This window comes from Pseudoalteromonas sp. B62 (genome assembly GCF_037162565.1).
GTDB lineage: Bacteria > Pseudomonadota > Gammaproteobacteria > Enterobacterales > Alteromonadaceae > Pseudoalteromonas > Pseudoalteromonas fuliginea.
Genome location: NZ_JARLVB010000002.1, coordinates 779118 through 801081 on the forward strand (window position 1 = coordinate 779118; position 21964 = coordinate 801081).

Annotated in this window: 15 protein-coding genes and 1 pseudogene; 11 read left to right on the plus strand and 5 right to left on the minus strand. The window is 38.6% G+C overall.

The window, feature by feature from the left end:
* The first annotated feature begins 33 nt into the window (after window positions 1-33).
* Together trxA and rho are read left to right on the plus strand one after the other, a co-directional pair.
* Window positions 34-360 carry a thioredoxin TrxA gene (trxA, locus tag P4S71_RS08005; RefSeq protein ID WP_002960942.1) on the plus strand — a complete coding sequence of 109 codons (327 nt, stop codon included), beginning with the start codon at window positions 34-36 and terminating at the stop codon, window positions 358-360.
* 186 nt (window positions 361-546) lie between these two features.
* A complete protein-coding gene (rho, locus tag P4S71_RS08010; RefSeq protein ID WP_007377355.1) occupies window positions 547-1806 on the plus strand; it encodes a transcription termination factor Rho in 1260 nt (419 codons plus the stop codon).
* Between the two features lie 68 nt (window positions 1807-1874).
* On the opposite strand, the gene P4S71_RS08015 is transcribed toward rho, so the two are convergent.
* Window positions 1875-4700 (minus strand): tetratricopeptide repeat-containing hybrid sensor histidine kinase/response regulator, encoded by a 2826-nt coding sequence (locus P4S71_RS08015; protein WP_337150424.1) that lies wholly within the window; start codon window positions 4698-4700, stop codon window positions 1875-1877.
* A gap of 76 nt (window positions 4701-4776) precedes the next feature.
* On the opposite strand from P4S71_RS08015, the gene P4S71_RS08020 reads away from it, so the two are divergent.
* Window positions 4777-5349 (plus strand): DNA-J related domain-containing protein, encoded by a 573-nt coding sequence (locus P4S71_RS08020; RefSeq protein ID WP_337150425.1) that lies wholly within the window; start codon window positions 4777-4779, stop codon window positions 5347-5349.
* 20 nt (window positions 5350-5369) lie between these two features.
* Here the strand turns inward: P4S71_RS08020 and dbpA are convergent, their stop codons facing one another.
* Window positions 5370-6758, minus strand: a complete 1389-nt coding sequence (gene dbpA, locus P4S71_RS08025) for an ATP-dependent RNA helicase DbpA (RefSeq protein WP_007377352.1) — start codon at window positions 6756-6758, stop codon at window positions 5370-5372.
* Window positions 6759-6947: 189 nt separating this feature from the next.
* On the opposite strand from dbpA, the gene P4S71_RS08030 reads away from it, so the two are divergent.
* The 3 genes from P4S71_RS08030 to P4S71_RS08040 all read left to right on the plus strand — a co-directional run bounded on the left by P4S71_RS08030 (window position 6948) and on the right by P4S71_RS08040 (window position 11635).
* On the plus strand, window positions 6948-9026 hold the full coding sequence (locus P4S71_RS08030; protein WP_337150426.1) for a TonB-dependent siderophore receptor: 2079 nt from the start codon (window positions 6948-6950) through the stop codon (window positions 9024-9026).
* Between the two features lie 180 nt (window positions 9027-9206).
* The gene (locus P4S71_RS08035) at window positions 9207-10607 is read left to right on the plus strand and encodes a M20/M25/M40 family metallo-hydrolase (RefSeq protein ID WP_337150427.1); all 1401 of its coding nucleotides are present in this window, start codon (window positions 9207-9209) and stop codon (window positions 10605-10607) included.
* Between the two features lie 86 nt (window positions 10608-10693).
* A complete protein-coding gene (locus P4S71_RS08040; RefSeq protein WP_337150428.1) occupies window positions 10694-11635 on the plus strand; it encodes a tetratricopeptide repeat protein in 942 nt (313 codons plus the stop codon).
* A gap of 37 nt (window positions 11636-11672) precedes the next feature.
* Here P4S71_RS08040 and P4S71_RS08045 read toward each other — a convergent pair whose 3' ends face one another.
* Complete coding sequence (locus P4S71_RS08045; RefSeq protein WP_337150429.1) at window positions 11673-12584, minus strand: DUF808 domain-containing protein; 912 nt, start codon at window positions 12582-12584, stop codon at window positions 11673-11675.
* Window positions 12585-12812: 228 nt separating this feature from the next.
* On the opposite strand from P4S71_RS08045, the gene P4S71_RS08050 reads away from it, so the two are divergent.
* From P4S71_RS08050 to P4S71_RS08070, 5 genes are all read left to right on the plus strand, one after another.
* The gene (locus P4S71_RS08050) at window positions 12813-13052 is read left to right on the plus strand and encodes an MliC family protein (protein ID WP_337150430.1); all 240 of its coding nucleotides are present in this window, start codon (window positions 12813-12815) and stop codon (window positions 13050-13052) included.
* A 24-nt stretch (window positions 13053-13076) separates the two neighbouring features.
* Complete coding sequence (locus tag P4S71_RS08055) at window positions 13077-15107, plus strand: methyl-accepting chemotaxis protein (RefSeq protein WP_337150431.1); 2031 nt, start codon at window positions 13077-13079, stop codon at window positions 15105-15107.
* Between the two features lie 71 nt (window positions 15108-15178).
* The gene (gene ubiD, locus P4S71_RS08060; protein ID WP_007377345.1) at window positions 15179-16645 is read left to right on the plus strand and encodes a 4-hydroxy-3-polyprenylbenzoate decarboxylase; all 1467 of its coding nucleotides are present in this window, start codon (window positions 15179-15181) and stop codon (window positions 16643-16645) included.
* 109 nt (window positions 16646-16754) lie between these two features.
* On the plus strand, window positions 16755-17468 hold the full coding sequence (fre, locus tag P4S71_RS08065; protein ID WP_008136172.1) for an NAD(P)H-flavin reductase: 714 nt from the start codon (window positions 16755-16757) through the stop codon (window positions 17466-17468).
* 167 nt (window positions 17469-17635) lie between these two features.
* A complete protein-coding gene (locus P4S71_RS08070) occupies window positions 17636-18046 on the plus strand; it encodes a CBS domain-containing protein (RefSeq protein WP_007377343.1) in 411 nt (136 codons plus the stop codon).
* 54 nt (window positions 18047-18100) lie between these two features.
* Here P4S71_RS08070 and add read toward each other — a convergent pair whose 3' ends face one another.
* Both add and P4S71_RS08080 read right to left on the minus strand, forming a co-directional pair.
* Window positions 18101-19102, minus strand: coding sequence for an adenosine deaminase (gene add / locus P4S71_RS08075; RefSeq protein WP_008136170.1), 1002 nt, complete (start codon window positions 19100-19102; stop codon window positions 18101-18103).
* Window positions 19103-19227: 125 nt separating this feature from the next.
* Window positions 19228-21909, minus strand: a pseudogene (locus P4S71_RS08080) (CHASE domain-containing protein).
* Window positions 21910-21964 lie beyond the last annotated feature (55 nt).

Consider the following 21964-nt stretch of genomic DNA (forward strand, 5'->3'; position numbering starts at 1 on the left):
TAAATATTTCGCCTAACTAAATCGGAGAGCGCAATGAGCGAGAAAATAATCCAAATTACTGACGATAGCTTTGAAGCTGACGTATTACAATCTGACAAACCAGTCCTAGTAGATTTCTGGGCTGAATGGTGTGGACCTTGTAAAATGATTGCCCCAATTCTTCACGAAGTTGCTGATGAATACGACAGCCGTGTAACTGTTGCTAAACTAAATATTGACCAAAATGCTGGCACACCGCCAAAATTTGGTATTCGTGGCATTCCTACTTTGCTTCTTTTTAAAGACGGCCAAGTTGCAGCAACGAAAGTAGGTGCCCTTTCAAAAACTCAGCTTATCGAGTTTTTAGAAAACAACATCTAACTGTAAGCTAGAACTATAAAAAAGGGCTTTTTGCCCTTTTTTGAATTTATTTTGTATAAAGACTGGACGCTTCGCCAGTGAACTGCTAGTTTATAAAGCCAACTAATCCTTAGTTATATTCAACAAACCTCACTCAACGATCAAAGCGATTTTGAGTATGACAACTGTAATAAAGAACCCACCAATATGCATTTACGCGAATTAAAAGACAAGTCTATAAAAGAACTTGTAAACCAAGCTGAGTCCATGGGGCTCGAAAACGTAGCCCGTTTAAGAAAGCAGGACATTATTTTTGCTATTCTTAAATCACATGCCAAAGGCGGAGAGAACATCTTCGGCGGCGGTGTATTAGAGATTTTACAAGATGGTTTCGGCTTTTTAAGATCATCAGAAGCCTCTTACTTAGCTGGGCCAGATGACATTTATGTTTCACCTAGCCAAATTCGCCGCTTCAGCATGCGTACTGGCGATTCAATCTCAGGTCTTATCCGTCCACCGAAAGACGGTGAACGCTACTTTGCTCTACTTAAAGTAAATGAAGTTAACTTTGATAAACCTGAAAACTCTCGTACTAAAATTCTTTTCGAAAATCTGACTCCGTTACATGCTAACGAACGTTTTCGTATGGAACGCGGTAACGGCAGTAAAGAAGATATTACAGCCCGTGTACTTGATTTAGCATCGCCAATTGGCCGCGGTCAACGTGGTTTGTTAGTGGCTCCGCCAAAAGCGGGTAAAACAATGCTACTACAAAATATCGCACAATCGATTACACACAATCATCCAGATGCAACGCTTATGGTATTGTTAATTGATGAGCGTCCGGAAGAAGTAACAGAAATGCAGCGCTTAGTTAAAGGCGAAGTTATTGCCTCTACATTCGATGAACCCGCTTCTCGTCACGTGCAAGTTGCCGAAATGGTTATCGAAAAAGCAAAACGTTTAGTTGAGCATAAAAAAGATGTTGTTATCTTATTAGATTCAATCACTCGTTTAGCACGTGCTTATAACACCGTTATTCCTTCATCAGGAAAAGTACTTACTGGTGGTGTTGATGCTAACGCACTTCATAAACCTAAGCGTTTCTTTGGTGCTGCACGTAACGTTGAGGAAGGCGGTAGCTTAACAATCATAGCTACAGCGCTTATTGACACTGGCTCTAAAATGGATGAAGTTATCTACGAAGAGTTTAAAGGTACTGGTAACATGGAACTGCACCTTAACCGTAAAATTGCGGAAAGACGTGTATTCCCTGCTATCGACTTTAACCGCTCAGGTACTCGTCGTGAAGAATTACTAACTAAGCCAGATGAGCTACAGAAGCTTTGGATTTTACGTAAAATTGTTCATGACATGTCAGAAATTGATGCGATGGAATTTTTAATCGATAAACTGTCAATGAGCAAAACCAACGATGAGTTCTTTGATTCGATGAGACGTCAATAAGAAGCGTCCAAACTCAAAATAAAAAGCGCCTTTTGGCGCTTTTTTAATACCATAAATAACAATTTGACTTATGTGTTAACCTTCATGTACTTTCGAAGAATAGCTTGCAGGTTAAACACTAACTCTTTGATATGTTGCTTATTCCTATTATCTTCTTTTTGTAATAAAGCTCTGTCTAGATCTTTAGCTGCTTGCGCTATTTCATCCAGCCCAAACATTTGCGCTGCACCTAAAATACGATGACTATCTTTTTGTAATGCTTCAAAATCTTCACATATAAAGTGCTGTGTTATAGTCTCATTTTCTAAAGTAAAACTCTGCTTAAAACTAATAACCAAGTCACTCATATCAATATCACTTTGTTCAACTTGTTGTGGCGTTTTAGTGTAACCAAGATACTGAGTTAACGTTTTATAAAATAATTCTTTATCGATAGGTTTGGCTAGATATCCGCTGAACCCTAGTGTTAAATAATCATCCACCTCATGGCTCATTGCATTCGCAGTTAAAGCAAAAATAGGACGTTGAAAACCGCATTGTTGTAATAATTGAAAGGCAGCTCGTCCATCCATCACTGGCATTTGTATATCGAGTAAGACTATATCTGGATCTTCTTGCAAGCATTGTTCAACGGCTTGCTCACCATTTTCAACTGCAATAACCTCGAGTCCCATTGAGCGTAAATAACGACTTATTAGCCTTCGATTATCAGGGTGATCTTCAGCAAGCAAAACCCTCCCACTTAACTGCTTGTCTTTTAAAACTGGAGCTTGTAATTCGGCAAGACCCTGCTCTTTCGAAACTTTTACACACGGTAAAAAGAAAGAAAACTGACTGCCTTTCTTATATTCGCTTTGCACACTAATATAACCTCCCATCATAGAGGCTAATTGCTGCGACAAACTCAAACCTAAACCCGTACCACCAAATCGGCGACTAATACTGTTATCGGCTTGGCTAAAGCACTCGAAAATCAGTTTTAATTGTGTTGAGTTCATACCTATTCCGGTGTCTTTAATGACCAATACGACTCCTTGTTCTGTCTTATCTAGAACAATCTCTACTTGGCCTGAATGGGTAAACTTGATCGCATTAGCACATAAATTAATGAGTATTTGTTTAACACGAATTAAATCTAATTTTGTGTAAAACTCATCACCAATTTGATTATCTAACACTAAACGTAGGTTTTTTGCTGTGGCTTGAGTAATAAACATAGCGTGTACATCATTTATTAATTGCACAATATCAAAACAAGAAATACTGAGCTCTAATCTGTTTGCTTCTATTTTACTTAAATCGAGCACATCATTAATTAAACTCTTTAAATGATCACTATGGCGTTGAATTATCTCTAATTCATCTTGAAGTTGCTCAGGTTCATACAGTCCGTTAATTAAATCATCAGTTTGGCCTAAAATTGCGGTCAGAGGAGTGCGAATTTCATGACTAATATTTGCTAAAAACTGACTTTTTACATCATTAGCTTCTCTTAATTCTTGCGCCACTGCTTGCAATTCAGCTGTACGCTGCTCAACCTGCTCAGCTAGGTGATGTTTCGCCCGCTTTTCTGCACCACGCCGATACAGTGCCACACCAGTCACAACAACCAAGAATAACAATACAAAAACAAACAAAGTGAGCTGAGAGCGCTGAGCCATTTTTAATTCTTGTACTTTGCGCTCTTGCTTAAGTTGCTTTATTTCTTGGTTTAATTGAGTTGCTTTGAATTGATCCTGCAATGCAGCCAATGCATTAATAATACTATCGCTTCTCAATAGTCTTAGTTCACCTATAAACTTTTCATGAAGGATCATCGCACTAGAGTAATTACCTTGGCTTGCTTCAAGTAATGACTTGGTGCCTAAACCATTTCGGATCATCCGCTCACTTTTATACTCGTGGGCAAGCGCTGTTGAACGCTCCAAGCTCACTTTAGCTTTATCGAGTTCCCCTTTTACAAATTGTACCTTTCCCAAAGCATATAGCGCATTAAGCTCCAAACTTTGATTTGAAATTTTAAGTGCAAATTTCTCACCTAATCTTGCTTGTTCATAGGCAACATCCACTTTATTTAATATTAAGTTAATATTCGCTAAATTGGTGTACTGAGTTGATAAGTGGTTATAGTCATTAACAGATAAATAATAATGCAGTGCTAACTCGTAGTAATGTAGTGCTAAGTCGAATTGATTACTTTCAAAAGAAGCCACACCCATATTGTTATATACTTGGGCAATACCACTTTGATCTCCTAGCTTTTGGTAAACTTGAAGAACATCTTTATAGATAGCGAATGCACTGTCATAGCGCGATAACCGCACATAAACTCCAGCGATATTAAGCAAAATATCAGCCTTATCCTGTTCGCTACCTTCAGTTTCATAGAGGCTTTGTACTTTTAAATAATAATCAAGAGTGAGCTTTAAATTATGCATATCAAAATAGGCTAAACCTATATTATTTAATATATTAGCTTGTTCAAGCTTTTCATTGTTATTTTCAGCAATAACCAATGCACGACTATATTCAACAATAGCCTGCTGAAATAAGCCTTGATAAAACAGTATCACCCCTTGCATTTTTATTGCGCGAAAATTTTCTGTAGGTAAAAATGAGAGGGATGTTTCTTTTTCGAGTAGTTTAAAATAGTGTAATGCATCAGGATATTGGCCGTTAGAAAATGCTAAGTTACCCAACTCTGAATACACTAAAGCACGATCTTTAGCGGTGGTTGCCTGCATTTCCAGCAATGTATTACCAGATTGAAGCTTTGCACTCCATTGCCGTTGTTGTTTAAACTCATCAAGTAACAAAGTAGCATTTTGTGCACAGCTCGTTGGAGCTAGCGCACTACATACAATGAATAAAAGGCACTTAAACTTGCCTCGCATAATTTTAATCCTTCAGATTGTTACTTATAACAATGTAATCTTTATCGAAGATACACCAATTACTAGGGCGTAAACAATGCTTAACCCACTGATTGACCAGATATTTGATTTAATATTAACAAAGCAAGTTTGGCAAGTTCATATTCTAGCATCAGAACTTATAAATAGTGGTGCAATTAAATCACTTGATAAAAATCCTGATCGTGATTTATTTAAGCGCAACTTTCTCATCATGAATGCACTGTATCAACTTCAAACTCAGCTTCATCCACAAACATTGTTAGTTTCAGCTTTGCATATAGAACTTTTAGAAAAAGAGTGTGAGTACCCACTAACAATTAAAACAAATTTGAAGGACTATTATCTAAACTGGGAAAATTACGACGCCTCAGCACAAGAAATAGATGCACTCTTGACTAGTTTTTGGGAGAGGGTAAAACATGCAGATACAACAGTAACGTTAACAAAAGAAAATTATGATGAGCTCACTGCTAAATGGGAACTGCCAACTAACTTTACCCTTAAAGAGCTACAAAAACGCTGGCGGCAACAAGCTCTCAAAAATCATCCCGACAAGCCTAGCGGCTGCGAAATAAAATTTAAAAAAGTAAAAGGAGAATACGAGCAACTAAAAGCAGCTGCTCGTTAGTACATTCATTCAAATATAAATTAACGAGTAAGGCGACGAGCGCGTATTTTACGCCCCTTAATGTTGCCTTCAGTTAATTTACGAAGTGCTGGTTTTGATGAGTTACGTTCAACAGCAACAAATGCTACGTTATCAAGTACGTTAATTTTACCTACTTGACGACCTGCAACCCCATCCTTACCTGTTAGAGCACCAAGAATATCGCCTGCACGTACTTTTTGCTTTTTACCTGAATCAATCATCAAAGTAACCATTTCAGGGCGGTACGGCGGTTTATCTAATAAATTAAACGGCGGCATTTGCTCTGGAGTAATATCACGCTCGTAATGATCGCCAATTTGTGCAATTTTAAACGCTTCTGCTTCACCGTAAATAGAACAAGCAATGCCCTTTTTACCAGCACGCCCAGTTCGGCCAACACGGTGAACATGTGTTTGCGTGTCATGTGCTAAATGGTAGTTAATAACCATATCCATGTCATCAATATCTAAACCTCGCGCAGCAACATCGGTTGCAACAAGTATTGAAGCACTTTTATTTGCAAAGTGAATTAGCGTACGTTCACGATCGCGTTGCTCTAAATCACCGTGCAATGCAACAGCGCTGAAGCCTTCGTCAGCTAAATCATCACACACTTGTTGTGTTTCTACTTTGGTATTACAAAATACAACACAGCTTTGTGGTGTAAATTTAAGAAGTAATAACTTAAGCGTTGGATAGCGCTGCTTATTGTTATCCATTTTGTAGAAGTACTGCTTAATTGTGCTTTTGGCTTGCTCTTCTTCTACTTTAACCATTTCTGGATTTTTAAGTACACGCTTAGCAATTGCTTCAATGGCTCTTGGGAATGTAGCACTAAATAACAATGTTTGACGATTTTGTGGAATACGCTCAATAATTGCATCAAGTGTGTCTTGAAAACCCATATCAAGCATTTGATCGGCTTCATCAAGTACCAATGTTTCAACATCATCTAAACGTAAAGTACCTTTACGAATATGATCATCAACACGCCCAGGTGTGCCAACAATGATATGCGCGCCATGTTCAAGTGAACCTATTTGCGGGCCAATTGAAACACCACCACATAACGTCAATATTTTAATGTTATGAATGCCGCGCGCTAATTTACGCATTTCAACTGCAACTTGCTCAGCAAGCTCACGAGTAGGACACAACACTAAAGATTGAATACGAAAACGTTTTACGTTTAGTTTAGCTAACACACCCAAGCTAAACGCAGCAGTTTTACCTGAACCGGTTTTTGCCTGAGCAATGATGTCTTTACCAGCAAGTACAGGCGGCAAACTTTGCGCTTGCACAGGTGTCATGTGGGCATAGCCAAGTGTTGATAAATTATCAACGAGTCCAGCCGGTAAAGCCAAAGATGAAAAAGCAGTTGAAGTCACAGTAAGTTCCATAGCAATAAAATAACATGGGAGAAAGTCCCACTAAATATGCTGCTAATAATAGCAGAATTCGTAATTGGCAACCATTAGCAAACACATTATAAACAGGTTAATGAAAGATGTTGAAAATGATAGTAATTTGCATTAAGATCTCGATTGTTTTTTACATATCTGCCCTGGAAGCAATTAATGAAACTGAACTCTCTTTACATAGCACTATTAGCAAGTATTACCGCAAACGCACATGCAAACTCTACCGACCTTGAACGCATAGAAGTAAAAGGTAGCTACTTTAACGATTACAAAGTAGATAACGCCAATGGCGCAATGAGAACATCAGCTTCATTACTTGAAACTGCACAATCTGTCACTGTAATAACCGACACTATTATTAGCGAACAACTTGCCACTACCCTTGGCGAAGTACTCACAAATGACGCAAGCCTAACAGCTGGCTCACAACAACGAAACCGTGAAGTATTTAACTTACGCGGCTTTGAGCTGAGCTCATCGACAGGTTATTTACGCGACGGTCATCAGCATTGGTCGCACTATCAGCAACCCATCGAAATCTTGCAACAAGTTGAAGTAATTAAAGGCCCATCAAGTATTTTATATGGTCAGTCAGGCCCGGGTGGCTTGGTTAACATGGTAACTAAAAAGCCTACCGCACAAACATTATTTAATGCCAGTGCTGATGTAGATCAGCATGGTTCAACTCGCTTTATGGTAGATGCTGCAGGCGCATTAACTGAATCTGAAGATTTACGTGCTCGCGGGATTTTAGTAAAGCAAGACGTTGACTACTGGCGTGAATACCAAAATGGTGAAAACCGTGAACGCGACCGCTTTTTAGGTGCTTTAGTTGTAGATTACGATATTAGCGATAACGCATTAGTCCGTGTGCATTACGACCGCACAGATGACGAAGCCGGTTTAGATACTGGCGCATGGATAGATGATAACGCCAATGTAATTGGTAGCGATAAAACAATCCGTGATATGTCTTGGGCGTTCACCGATATTACCGTAGAAAACCTAGGTGTAGACCTAGAAGTATTTTTAACCGATAACTGGCAAGTAAAACTTGGCTATAACGAACAAACGTTTGAGCGCCAACGCTTTGAGTCAGCACCTCGCATGCCTAGTAGCTTTGCTGAAGGTGACAGCTATGAATCTCGTCCTTACGACCGTTTTGATGATTGGCAATTTAAAACTGCATTTATTGATTTTATTGGTGAATTTAAAACAGGTAGCTTACAGCATCAGTTTTTAATTGGCGCAAACTCGCTAGATTACTACTACGGACAACGCCGTACTTCTGCTGACTACTTTGATTTTTCTGCAGGGCAAGCAGAACCATCACGCCCATCTGTAAGTTATAAAACAGATGATACAGTAAGCGAAACTGAATACGACTATTACGGTATTTACGTTCAGGACTTAATTTCGTTCTCACCACAATGGCAATTATCGCTAGGTGGCCGTTACGACAAACAAACACGAGAAGGTGCAGATAACGAGTCATTTGTACCAAAGGTAGGTGTGCTTTATCATCCAAATACTTCGGCAACTATATATGCTAGTTACTCAGAAGGTTTTGAGCCTCAAGGTAGTGAAACTCTGGTTGATGAAACCGATGTAAATAATGGCATGAAGCTAGATGCCATTACCTCAGAGCAAAGAGAGATTGGTATTAAATGGCAATTATTTGATGACCGTTTACTGCTTACAGGTGCAATTTTTGATATTAGTAAAGAAGGCACACTTGTTAGCGAACAGCTTGAGACGCCTATTGGCTCATTCACAAGTGAAACAAACCAAGTGGGTGAACAACGCCATAAAGGTGTTGAAGTAAGCGCACAAGGTGCAGCTACTGACCGCTTATTTGTTATGGCATCAACTATGTATCTAGATGCTAACTTTGAACGCGATGAAGTATTGGAAGGTAAGCGCCCTACCGATGCTCCAAAATGGTCAGCATCACTTTGGACTCGTTATGAATTAAACGACGCCATTGCCATTAACGCTGGCGCTTTTTACGAAGGCGAGCGCTTTGCAGATAGCGATAATACAATTACTAAAGATGCATATACACGTGTTGATGTTGGCGCCACTTATAAGTTTAACTTAAGCAATACCGATATTAACTTACGCCTTAACATCGAAAACTTATTTGATAAAAGCTATTTAGGTGGTGGCGGCACGAGTAATGTAACTGTTGGCGAGGGTACAAATCTTCGTTTAGCAGCGCAATTTAGCTTTTAATTAAATGCCTTAAATAACAGTGTTAAAATATAGCCCGCGTACATTTACGCGGTTTTTTTTATATCTAAACGTTTATACCTAACAGCATTAAACCTATTACAAAGCCTATTCATCTCATCTATTTTTTATCATGTTTGTTACATGTTCTAATAGCGCTAATTATTAAAAAGGCTTACCCAAATGAAAAAATTAATTACCGCACTGCTGCTTACTAGCAGTATGGCTGCAAACGCTAACAACGCCGAATTTACCCAAAAGCAATTACAACAAGTCAATGAAGTGCGCACCTCTGCACTAAATAGTGATCTAAGCTATAAATTACTAGAGTCATTAACAACTGAGGTTGGCCCTCGCTTACCTGGTACTGAAAATGATAAAAAAGCAGTGGCATGGGCTAAAGCTAAATTTAATGAGCTTGGTTTTGATAAAGTATGGCTTGAAGAAGCGACTTTTCCTGAATGGCGCCGTTATAGCGAAAGCGGAAAAATACTAACACCAAGCGAGCAACCTCTACATTTAACTGCATTAGGTAACAGTATAAGCACGCCTAAAGATGGGATCACAGCGCCAGTAGTCTTATTCGAAACACTTGATGAGTTAATTGCAGCACCTGCAAACAGCCTAAAAGGTAAAATTGCGTATATTAATTACCGCATGAACCGCGATATAGACGGGAATGGTTACGGACCTGCTGTAAAAGCACGTGGCACAGGCGCTATAGAGGCGTCTAAAAAAGGCGCTGTTGCCTACATGATGCGCTCGGTAAGTACTGGTCATCATCGTTTTGCACACACTGGTGGTAGTTACTACAAAGAAGGTGTTACAAAAATACCTAATGTAACCATTGCTAACCCAGATGCAGATCAGATTGCACGACTCATTGCTTTGGATAAAGACGTTTCTGTAAATATTAATGTGCAAACCGAAAGCCTTGGTGAAGGCACTGGTTATAACGTTATTGGCCAATTTAATGGTACCGAAAACCCTGAGCAATATGTATTAATTGGCGGGCATTTAGATTCTTGGGACTTAGGAACTGGCGCATTAGATGACGGCGCAGGCGTTGCACTAACAATGGCAGCCGCTAAACATATTAGCGATGTAAAACGTCCTAAGCGAAGTATTCGTGTGGTACTTTTTGCAGCTGAAGAGCTAGGTCTTTGGGGTGCAAAAGCTTATTTTGCAGAGCATAAAAACGAGCTAAGCAATATTGTTGCAGCAGCTGAGTCTGATTTTGGCGCTGATGTTGTATATGCTTTTGAATCGAACGTAAGCGCAGAGTCACTTCCTGTAGTGCGTGCTATTGCAAAAGAACTTTCGCCGTTAAATATTGAGCATATTGGTAAAAACCAAGCGAATGGTGGCCCTGATTTAATTCCACTTAAAGCAGCAACCTCAGCACCTATTTTTGAACTTGCTCAAGATGGAACAGATTACTTTGATTACCACCATACAGCTGACGATACGCTTGATAAAGTAACACCTGCTAAGCTGCGTCAAAATACCGCTGCATACGCTGTATTTGCTCTAATGGCTGCTGATGCAAGAACAACAATTAAGCCTAAAGCTCAAAATAAGTAATAACAGACATACTTACTTACAGTTTGTGGCTTTAACTAACACGCTTCTTGTTTTACCTTTAGGTAATTAAAAAAGGAGCGTGCTTTATGTTACTTTTCAACACGAGTGAATCATTTCCACATTTTGCACAAACAACACGCTGCCCTCATTGTCAAAGCGACGCCTACCATTTAGTAAATAAAAGCCGCTATTTACGGTTTAGTATTTTACCTATGCTTGCCTTAAAATTAAGCTATAAACGCGAGTGCTATCAATGCGGAAAAAGCGAACAGGTTAAAATAACGCAACTACCGTTAATAGAAAAACTAAGCCTACCCAAATACTTTATTGGCGCATTTTTATTACTTTGGATTGTTTCGTTTTTTTATCAACAGCATCTTGATACCGAGACTAAAAAGCAAAGCTATTTGAATACACCTAAAATATATGACACCTATTTAGTACACGCCGACAAATTTACACACGAACCCTGGACCCTAACCAATTTAAGAATTGCTCAAGTTTTAAGTTTTGATAAACAGTTTATTACCTTTCAGATAAGCAACTACAGCTATAAACGTAATAATAGTATTACTTTGGCAATGCGTACCAGCCAGCTAATTCAAGACAATTACTTTTCCACTAAAACAATCACTCTCCCTCGTGATGAAGTAAAGCGTTTGTATAAAGACGAAGCTATTTATGACGTGCAGCGACCTTATGCCAACAGCCTTTATGGCGGGTTTGTGATGTTCCCTCCCAAACCTAAGCCACTATATAAAGGTTTAAAACTCGATAAAAACAATCAACAAGGCATTATTTATTTTAAAGATGGTTTGTTTGTTGAAGCATTTAATAGCTTTAAACAAGCTGCTGAAGCGGGCTCTCAATGGGGGCAATTAAATTTAGCGCAAATGTATCGTGATGGTCAGGGAATAGATCAGGATCAACAGCAGGCTATTTATTGGTATAAAAAGGCCATTGAGCAAAAAAATACTAAAGCACAATTTGAATTGGAGTCACTTTGTAAAATAACTATCTGTAAATGAGTGAATTTCAATATAGCTGGCGCAACAAGTACGCCAGCTATAAATTATTTTTAAATAACTTTGTATAACCTACATGTATAAGCACAACAACTAAGCCGGCAATAACGCCTAGCAAACCATCAAACAAGAGAGGTGCTAATACTTCTCCTGTACCGCCAGCAACCGATTGAGCATAGCTTGTTACATCCAACTGTATATGATGCAGCAACGCAACACCATGGACCAAAATACCGCCACCCACCAAAAACATCGCGATGGTGCCAGCAAACGCTAAAAACTGCATTAGCCTAGGTGCGGCGGCAAGCAAACCTTTACCTAGTAATTCTTTAAATTTATTAGCCTTCACCTTTGATTGGTTAAGTAAATAAAGCCCGGCATCATCCAGCTTTACAATACCGGCAACCAAACCATAAACGCCAATAGTCATTATAATTGCGATAACGCAGAGCACTAACGTTTGGTTAAATAATGTAGCACCAGCAACAGTACCTAGCGTAATAACAATGATTTCAGCAGAAAGAATAAAGTCGGTTCTTATTGCCCCTTTTACTTTTTGTTTTTCGTACTCAACTAAATCTAATTTTTCATCTTCGTCTATCGCTTCATTCTGGTGGGGTAAAAACTTAGCAAATACTTTTTCAGCCCCCTCAAAACATAAGAATAAACCACCCATCATTAAAAGCGGTGTTATTAACCAAGGCAGCCATACGCTTATTAATAAAGCGGCGGGTACGAGTATCGCTTTATTTAAAAATGAGCCCTTTGCCACAGCCCAAACAACCGGTAATTCACGCTCTGCTGCTACACCTGTAACCTGCTGCGCATTGAGTGCTAAGTCATCGCCTAATACACCCGCTGTTTTTTTTGTTGCTACTTTACTCATTGTCGCAATGTCATCGAGCAAAGTGGTTATATCGTCTAATAATGTTAAAAGGTTAGTACCAGCCATAAAGCTTCCGAGCTCAAAAATATTGCTATAAACATAACGTAAAGCATTACTTTCACCAACGGTTAATTTAGCTTTGTTAATCTCTAATTAGAATTAAGGGCAGGGCTTCCCAAAGATGATCATTTTGAACGTAGATGGAGGTAAGAGTGAAAATAAATATAGCAATTATAGTCAGCTTACTTAGCTTAATCGCATGTAGCGAACAGCAAGTAAATACTACCTATCTATGTGGTAAAAAAACTAACACTAAGTATTATCAACGATAAATATGCTGAGCTTACTTTTAACAACAAAACGCATTTAATTAATCATGAAAAAAGTGCATCAGGGAATAAGTACATAAGCGAAAATGTACTGTTTTGGGGTAAAGATAATCACGCCATGCTTATAATTTCAGGAAAAAGCAGCAATGCATTATTAATTAGCCACCAATTAACAACATCTAAAAAACACTGCTACACTAAATAAAGTGTTAATTTTGTTGATGAAGTTATGCGCTCTATTGCTATAAAACATAAAATAATCTTAGCTTTTTCTGCCATAGGGCTGTTAATGCTGACTAGCTGTGTGTTTTTTTATTGGTCGTTAAACCAAATTAGTATTACTACTTCACGTATAGAAACCTTAGCCGTTCCAGTACAACAAGTTAGTAAAGATTTAAGGCTTTCACTTCTTTCCATAACTAAATTTAATGCTGTTGCTTACAGCCAGACCAAACCAGATTCACTATTGCGAAATAAAGACCAAGCATACGCAGAGCAAGAGCAATTTCTAACAATGCTTAATGCGCTTGAATCTCAACTGTTTCAGCAGCAAAATATGCAAGCTTTACTTGCAGCAACAACTGATAACTTTAATCAACTAAGCAAAATAAGTGCTGCAATGTTTAGTGCAAAGGAACAACGATTTAAAGCACAAAACTCGGCCCTATCACTTATTAAAGAATTCATTGAGCAATTGAGTAGCTTGAGTAATCGTTTGCTTGATATAGAGCTATTAGAAGTACCCTCAACACAACAGCCTCTACTCGATTCTATGTTTGGTACGGCAACACGTATTGATGATCTACTATTTAATTTAAGTAACAATGTTAAAAGCATCACTCAAACTACAAGTACTAGCGACTTAAGTAATCACCAACAAGATACTTTGTTTTTACTCGATAATATTCAGCCTAACTTTACTTACCTAGAGCAGCAGGCGACACCTTTTAGTAATGATCTAAACATCGGCCAACTTACTATTGAGTTCAACGATTTAAGGGATCTCTTAAATGCGCCAAATGGTATTTATGTAAAACAAAAGAAAACGATTGAAAACAAAACAACGGCGCAACAAAAATTTGAACGCTTTCAACAAGAATTTATAAACACAGAAAACCAATTACTTAAACTTAATAAACTTGCTGATGAACAATTTAACACCCTTCAAAATAATGCCAAATCAGCCATTAATATGGGCTCAAGCTCGGTAATTATAATCGCCCTTGTACTGATTATACTGGTGATCATAATTTCAATTTTTACCACCAATGCAATGCTAAAGCCCCTTAATAAAGTAAATCGTGATTTAGCTTGCATAGCCTCAGGTGACTTTTCTAAGCGCAGCCATCCACGCAGTAAAGATGAGTTTGGCACTTTACTTAACAATATTAATAAACTTAGTGACGACTTAAGCCATTTAATAAAAGCAATTAGTAACGATGCACATGAACTGGACAAATCAGCGATTCAAACCAGTGAAAAAGGCCAGCAAATGACCATTGTTGCCCAACTACAGCTAGAGCGGAGCGCACAAGCAACTGCGCTTGCACAAAGTATGCTAGATAATTCACAAGTCGTGTACGAACAAGCTGATAGCACATCAAATGAAATAACTAACGCCTCACAGTTTGCTAATGACGTTAACCAAATAGCCAATCAAAATAGCCAAAGTATTGAGGCACTATTAAGCCGTTTAGATAAGGCAGTTAGTAGCACAAAAGAGCTTGCTGAATTTACCGAACTCATTGGTGCCATTGTAGAGACTATTAGTAGTATTGCTGAGCAAACAAACTTGCTCGCGCTCAATGCTGCAATAGAAGCGGCAAGAGCTGGTGAAAATGGACGAGGATTTGCAGTTGTCGCTGATGAAGTTCGCTCACTAGCTGCGCGTACACAAAGCTCAACAAGCGAAATAAATACCATGATCCAAACATTACAACAACATACTAAAACAACACAAAGTGAAATTAACGATGGCCAACAACAAGCCAAAAAATGTGTTGAAAATAGTGCTGAACTAAATAAAGCTGTAGAGCGTATAAAAAGCACATTACTATCGGTTAATCAAATGAGCGAACAAATAGCAAAGGCCTCTCATGAACAGCTAACTAATAGTAACGACATCCAAAAAATAATGGCAAAGGTAACAGAGCAAGCCACCTTAAATGCCAAAAACGCGACAACCCTAGCAAGCGAAAGTGAAGACGTAAATCAACTTGCACACTCTCTAACGAGTGCCGTAGAGCGCTTTAAGTTTTAAGTACAAGTAATGACTTGCCTTGCATGAAATGGGTATAATACTTCAACTTTTTTGCTTAATAGCGGCCCACAATGAAATATAAAGATCTACGTGATTTTATCGATTTACTTGAGAAAAAAGGCGAACTTAAACGTATCACCCAAGAAATCGACCCGTATCTTGAAATGACCGAAATATCTGATCGCACATTGCGTGCAAAAGGTCCTGCGTTATTATTCGAAAATCCAAAAGGCTACGATATGCCGGTGCTTACCAACTTATTTGGTACACCAAAGCGCGTTGCTATGGGAATGGGCCAAACAGAAGTTAGCGAGCTACGTGAAGTCGGTAAACTGCTCGCTTTTTTAAAAGAGCCTGAGCCACCAAAAGGCATTAAAGAAGCTCTAGGCGCTATACCTATTTTTAAGCAAGTGCTTAATATGCCAGCAAAAGAAGTTAAAAAAGCGCCTTGCCAACAAGTAGTTTTAGAAGGTGATGATGTCGATTTAACTAAGTTGCCCATTCAGCATTGCTGGCCAGGTGATGCAGCGCCATTAATTACTTGGGGCCTTACGGTCACTAAAGGCCCATATAAAAAACGCCAAAATCTGGGTATTTATCGCCAGCAATTATTAGGAAAAAATAAAATAATTATGCGTTGGTTGTCACATCGTGGTGGCGCGCTTGATTTTCAAGAATGGTGTAAAGAAAACCCAGGGCAACCCTACCCTGTATCGGTAGCACTAGGTGCCGATCCTGCCACTATATTAGGTGCTGTAACGCCTGTACCTGACACTCTAAGCGAATATGCATTCGCTGGCTTATTACGTGGTAGCAGAACCGAAGTTGTAAAATCTATTTCAAATGACCTACAAGTCCCTGCCAGTGCAGAAATAGTACTTGAAGGTTACATAATGCCTGGTGAAATGGCGCCAGAAGGCCCTTATGGTGACCATACCGGTTACTATAATGAAGTAGATGACTTTCCAGTAATGACGGTCACTCACTTAACGCATCGTAAAGATCCTATTTATCACAGCACATTTACTGGCCGTCCGCCTGATGAGCCTGCGATTTTAGGTGTGGCACTTAATGAAGTATTTGTGCCGATATTACAAAAGCAATTTCCTGAAATTGTCGACTTTTACCTTCCGCCTGAAGGGTGCTCATATCGTATGGCGATTGTAACAATGAAAAAACAATATCCTGGCCATGCCAAGCGCGTGATGATGGGGGTTTGGTCGTTCTTACGTCAGTTTATGTATACCAAGTTTGTAATTGTGTGCGATGACGATATTAATGCCCGTGATTGGGAAGATGTTATTTGGGCTATAACAACCCGAATGGATCCTGCGCGTGATACAACATTAATAGAAAACACACCTATTGATTATCTCGATTTTGCATCGCCAGTCTCTGGCCTTGGTTCAAAAATGGGAATGGATGCTACCAATAAATGGCCTGGCGAAACCACCCGCGAATGGGGCGAGCCTATTGTTATGGATAAAGACACCAAAGACCGTGTAGATGATATTTGGGAAAGCCTTAATATTGTTTAAGTGTTTATATGTAAGTACATAACAGGCTATAAAATAACCCTGCAGATATGCTAGAATCGAGTCATTCGATTGCGTATCTGCTGTTAAAAGCGCTGCTAAAAGGTAAAAAATGCAAACATTAAAAGCTGAAGTTGTAGCTATCAGCCCACTTACAGAATTTGTTCATAAAGTAATTTTAAAGCCACAACAACCTGTGACCTTTGAAGCTGGCCAATACATGCAACTCGTATTAGGCGAAAAAGACAAACGTGCTTTTTCTATTGCTAGCCGCCCTTCACAGTGCGATGCAATAGAACTGCATATTGGCGCATCTGGTGCCGATTCTTATGCAATGCAATCGTTAGAACATTTACGAAACGCCCATACCACAGGGCAGTTAGTAGACATTGAAGCTGGCCTAGGTATTTCACAGTTGCGCCTGCAATGTGAGCGCCCTATTATTTTACTCGCCGGCGGTACTGGTTTTTCATACGCAAAATCAATGGCTGATCACTTAGCTGAAATTAAGTGCGACCGTCCTGTATTATTTTACTGGGGTGTAAAAGAAGAGTCAGCTTTATACGCGCACACAGAAATGCAAACATGGGCCGATAGCCATAAAAACTTTGAGTTTATCCCTGTGGTAGAAAATCCATCAGCGAATTGGCAAGGTCATACTGGCTATGTACACAAAGCCGTAATGCAAGATATCGTATCACTTGCCCCATATGATATTTATATGGCGGGTCGTTTTGACATGATAGGTATAGTCCGCGATGACTTTATTACCCATGGTGCAATTCGTGAAAACATGTACGCCGACGCATTCGCATTTATCAAATAATTGAAATTTACTTTCAGTTATAAATAAAGGCACCTAATCGGTGCCTTTATTTTTATAACAACAAATATTTAATAGTTAAAATCTATCAACCCCATCAATATAAACAATTTCCTAAATCCCTATCTATAAACCATACTTTGTATAGAACATCAGCGGGAGAGACCCAAATGCTAAATACAAAAGTAAAAGATTTTATGCAACGCAAGTTGCCAAATATCACACCAGATACAGAAATGACGACAGCCATAGCAGAACTACAAAAATTTAAACTGCTTGGTGCACCAGTATTCGATAAAGATAAATGCCTAGTCGGATTTATTTCCGAACAAGAGCTTTTAAAGCCACTTATGCAAAGCAGTTATTTTTGTGATGGCATAGTAAAAGTATCGCAGCTTATGCAAACAGGAGTCGTTACTATAGATGGTGATACAAATATTATTGAGCTTGCTGAAAAAATGCAGCCTGGTAAACCAAAAAACTACCCAGTTGTAGATGGCATTAAAGTAATCGGTATGATCAGCCGGGCAGATGTACTTAAAGCACTTTACGATAATTACATAAGCTGCCAAACACACTAAATTGCAGATAACAAAATGCCGCTTATATAAAGCGGCATTTTTAATACTCTTAAATTAACGTGCGCTAACGATTGCCGAAAGTTCTTTTTTATCGCCATCGCTTAAAAATGCTATTTCTAATGCATTTGCTTGGGCTTTTTCCATATCAGCTTGAGATAAACCAGCTTGAGGTGCTGCAACTGCATATTCATACTCAATTTCAATCCCTTCCACAGCAGGATCATCAGTATTAATACACGCTAAAATACCGTGATCTAAAAACTGCTTAAGTGGATGCTTAGCTAGGTCGCTCACTGTACTGGTTTGAATATTACTTGTTAAGCATGACTCAATACCAATGCGATTATCGCGTAAGTAATCCATGAGCTTTGGATCTTCAATGGCTTTAACGCCATGCCCTATTCGGCTCGCCCCTAATTCATTAATTGCTTGCCAAATACTCGGAGCACCAAGAGCTTCTCCAGCATGAATAGTCGATGCTAAATAGGCATTTCGTACCTGTTTAAAGTGCGCTACAAACAACTCACCCGGGAAGCCAATTTCGTCACCGGCTAAATCAACCGCTACTAAATCATTTTTAAATGCGAGTAATGCATCAAGCTCTTTCTGGCATGTTTTTACGCCATAAGTACGCGATAAAATACCAATTAAATTTGCTTTTATGTTTGCGCCTTTTGTTGCTGATTTAATACCATCAACAACCGCTTCTACAACCCCTTGCGGGTGTAAACCTTGGCTTTGTGCCATATAGTAAGGGCTAAAACGAAGCTCTACGTAATCAAGGCCTTGGGCTTGAGCATCTTCAATGTTTTCAATCGCTATGCGCCTACACGCATCGTAGTCGCCAAGTACTGCAACACCCCAATCTAACTTTTGTAAAAAAGCCATAAGATTTGGCTCAGGATCAATAACTTGAACATGAGGAATGAGTGCCTCAACATTATCTGCAGGTAACTCTATATTAAACTGACGACCAAGTTCTAATATGGTTTGCGCACGTACATTACCGTCTAAATGGCGGTGAATATCTAGCAAAGGTAATTTTCTATTGATCATAATAGCAACCCAGTTTAGTTAAATTTGCGCGCATGATACGCAGATATAGTTATTTTTCAAGTCTATATGGTTTGCGGTAAGTTTAAGCGGTCATATGTCTGCTTTTTGTGCAAAAATAACGTAACTTATTTATGTGATAAATGATGCCACAGTGTTTTAAATAGCGTATTAGCATCAATTGGCTTGGTTATATAGTTATCCATTCCACAAGCAACTGCTTTTTTAACATCATCATCATGCGCGTTGGCAGACAAACCAATAATAGGTAAATCAATCAGCCCTAAATCATTACGGATAACTTTGGTTGCCTGTAAACCATCCATATTTGGCATTTGAATATCCATCAGCACAATGTCATAACTATTGGTAGTCAACATTTTTATTGCTTCAAACCCATCACTCGCAATATCAGCTACACACCCCTTGGTCTTTAATATTGCACTAGCAACATGTTGATTTAAAGAATTGTCCTCAACTAAAAGCAGCTTATAATCAGTAAACGATAAGCTCTCAACATCTATCTCATTATATTGTTGCTGTACCTGCTCTGCTTTTGGTAGGGGAATTCAACGGCACACTAAATGTAAAAGTAGAGCCTTTACCCTCGTGGCTAGCTAAATCAATAGCCCCTCCCATCAACTCAACCAGTTTTTTGCAAATACTCAAACCTAGTCCTGTGCCACCATATTGTCGAGAAGTAGAACTATCGGCTTGAGAAAAAGGTTTAAACAACTGTTTTTGAGCTGCTTCACTAATACCAATACCCGTATCGTTAACACTAAAATAAGTCATCTTTTTTGATTGCCATACTTTAAGTGTTATGCAGCCTTGCGCTGTAAATTTAACTGCATTATTAAGTAAATTTAAAAGTATTTGTTTTAAACGAATAGGATCGGTATGAATAGTTAAGTTTGTTGTTTTATCGTAATCGAGATGCAATTCCAGTGACTTAACATCTACTTCAAATTGCATTAAATTCGTCACTTCATCCACTAAGCGACCCACATTAATGGGTTCTTGTACTAAATCAAGTTTGCCAGCTTCCATCTTAGAGAAATCGAGTACATCGTTTAATACCCTCAGTAACACACCAAGCGCACCATCCGCTTGCTCTATATAAGTTCGAGCCTGTGGCCAATCATTTTGCTGCAGCGCTAAATAATGCAGTCCTTTTATACCATTAATAGGTGTGCGCACCTCATGACTCATATTAGCTAAAAACTGGCTTTTAATATGGCTTGCTTCATCAGCTTTTTGCTTTTCTTGACGTAAAACACGAGTTTGTTTTGCCACTTGCTCACGAATTTGTATATTTGTACCAGTAACCGAAATCAAAAAAGTTATTAATAACCACACAAATAGCATACCTACTATTTGTGCAAGCCAATACATTAACCATGATGTTCTAACTACAGGCTCATGTAATTGCACTTGCCAGATCCGCTTGCCAATAAGTAATTGGTATTCTTTTAATAGTTCAAAAGAATGAGTATCGGCTGTGTAAATACTCTGTTTTTGATTGGGTAAAGTCACATCTAAAAAGCTAGCTGCAACGAGGTTATTTTGATCAAATAATAACGATTGCGATAATTTTTTAAGGCTTACTACTGCAACAACAAACCCTTTAAAGTCATCTTCAGTAGTGGAGTTTCCAAAAACAGGGTGCAAAAATAACACACCTTTTTCTTGCGTATTTTGTACTAAATCGATTGGCTCACTCAGCACTAGCTCATTTAAAATTTTTGCTTTGTGTAATGCTGCCGCCCTCCCTTTATTTGAGGCTAAGTCAAAACCAATAACACTTACATTACCAATCAATGGGTATGCATAAAGTACAGGGTAATAAAAGTCACGTGAACTTACTGGCTCCCATACCCCTTCTGACCATCTTTCTTTTACATAGTAATCATCAATGTATTGAGTGTTTTCTGAGCGTTCAAAATCGGCTAATTGCTCTGCTGAAATGTAAGGTACCCATTCAAATGCAACAATTTCTTGACTATAACTAAGCTGTTTAGAAGTGAATAGCTTAAATTCATCAAAAGTCACCTCATCACTACTTGCAAAAAATGTTGCTAGCAAGCTTAGATGGGCTGACACTTCATCAATTCGTTGGCTTATAGCATCTTGAACAGACAATATTTTAAGCTCTTGTTTTTGTATTTCTTTTTCTTTTTTAAAATTAGACGCAGTATAAAATCCTGCACTAATAATGATATATATCATTAGAGAAGGAATAATAACCTGCAGCCTATTTTGAACTTGTTGATAGTTAAACCCAGCAAGCACCAGCGGAGTAAAAATTAATACTCCAACGCTATCACCTATCCACCATGCGATAAAATTATCAATAGCGCCATGTGCTGGTATTACGTGATTACTAACTAATAAAAACGTACCGACTCCTGCAGCCAGAACACAACACACTGGACCAGCTATAAATAAGCTTTGTATACAATGCTTTAAAGAAGAGAGATCAAGGGGGCTTTTATAACTTTTGTAATAAATTGAGCGCCTATCCATGCTTGCAACACAGACGCTGTAGTAACTAACAAGGCTTGAATGGCAATTTGCCAATTGAAGATATCAGATGCGCTATCGAGGTTAACTATATTTGTTAATAACGCACCAATAATGATGCCAGGTAAAGCTCTACGATTCCACAGTAAAAGTCCAGCCAGTGCAATGCCCGAAGGAGGCCATGAAGCAACGGCATAACCATCAATAGAAAGAAGAAGATTACTAGCAAATCCAGTTAAAAAGTAAGCACTGGCTAGGCTGAAAGTTAATACGAATAAATTTTTCAATACTCAGCTCCTATACCTGTACTTACATTTAGTTTAGTTTAGTTTAGTTTAGTTT

Bases quoted from the DNA above. Each gene is read 5' to 3' on its own strand.
- P4S71_RS08070 (WP_007377343.1), top strand. From the start codon at position 17,636: ATGCTAAATACAAAAGTAAAAGATTTTATGCAACGCAAGTTGCCAAAT.
- trxA (WP_002960942.1), top strand. From the start codon at position 34: ATGAGCGAGAAAATAATCCAAATTACTGACGATAGCTTTGAAGCTGAC.
- add (WP_008136170.1), bottom strand. From the start codon at position 19,102: ATGATCAATAGAAAATTACCTTTGCTAGATATTCACCGCCATTTAGAC.
- P4S71_RS08030 (WP_337150426.1), top strand. From the start codon at position 6,948: ATGAAACTGAACTCTCTTTACATAGCACTATTAGCAAGTATTACCGCA.
- P4S71_RS08020 (WP_337150425.1), top strand. From the start codon at position 4,777: ATGCTTAACCCACTGATTGACCAGATATTTGATTTAATATTAACAAAG.
- P4S71_RS08035 (WP_337150427.1), top strand. From the start codon at position 9,207: ATGAAAAAATTAATTACCGCACTGCTGCTTACTAGCAGTATGGCTGCA.
- ubiD (WP_007377345.1), top strand. From the start codon at position 15,179: ATGAAATATAAAGATCTACGTGATTTTATCGATTTACTTGAGAAAAAA.
- P4S71_RS08015 (WP_337150424.1), bottom strand. From the start codon at position 4,700: ATGCGAGGCAAGTTTAAGTGCCTTTTATTCATTGTATGTAGTGCGCTA.
- fre (WP_008136172.1), top strand. From the start codon at position 16,755: ATGCAAACATTAAAAGCTGAAGTTGTAGCTATCAGCCCACTTACAGAA.
- rho (WP_007377355.1), top strand. From the start codon at position 547: ATGCATTTACGCGAATTAAAAGACAAGTCTATAAAAGAACTTGTAAAC.
- P4S71_RS08045 (WP_337150429.1), bottom strand. From the start codon at position 12,584: ATGGCTGGTACTAACCTTTTAACATTATTAGACGATATAACCACTTTG.
- P4S71_RS08040 (WP_337150428.1), top strand. From the start codon at position 10,694: ATGTTACTTTTCAACACGAGTGAATCATTTCCACATTTTGCACAAACA.
- P4S71_RS08055 (WP_337150431.1), top strand. From the start codon at position 13,077: ATGCGCTCTATTGCTATAAAACATAAAATAATCTTAGCTTTTTCTGCC.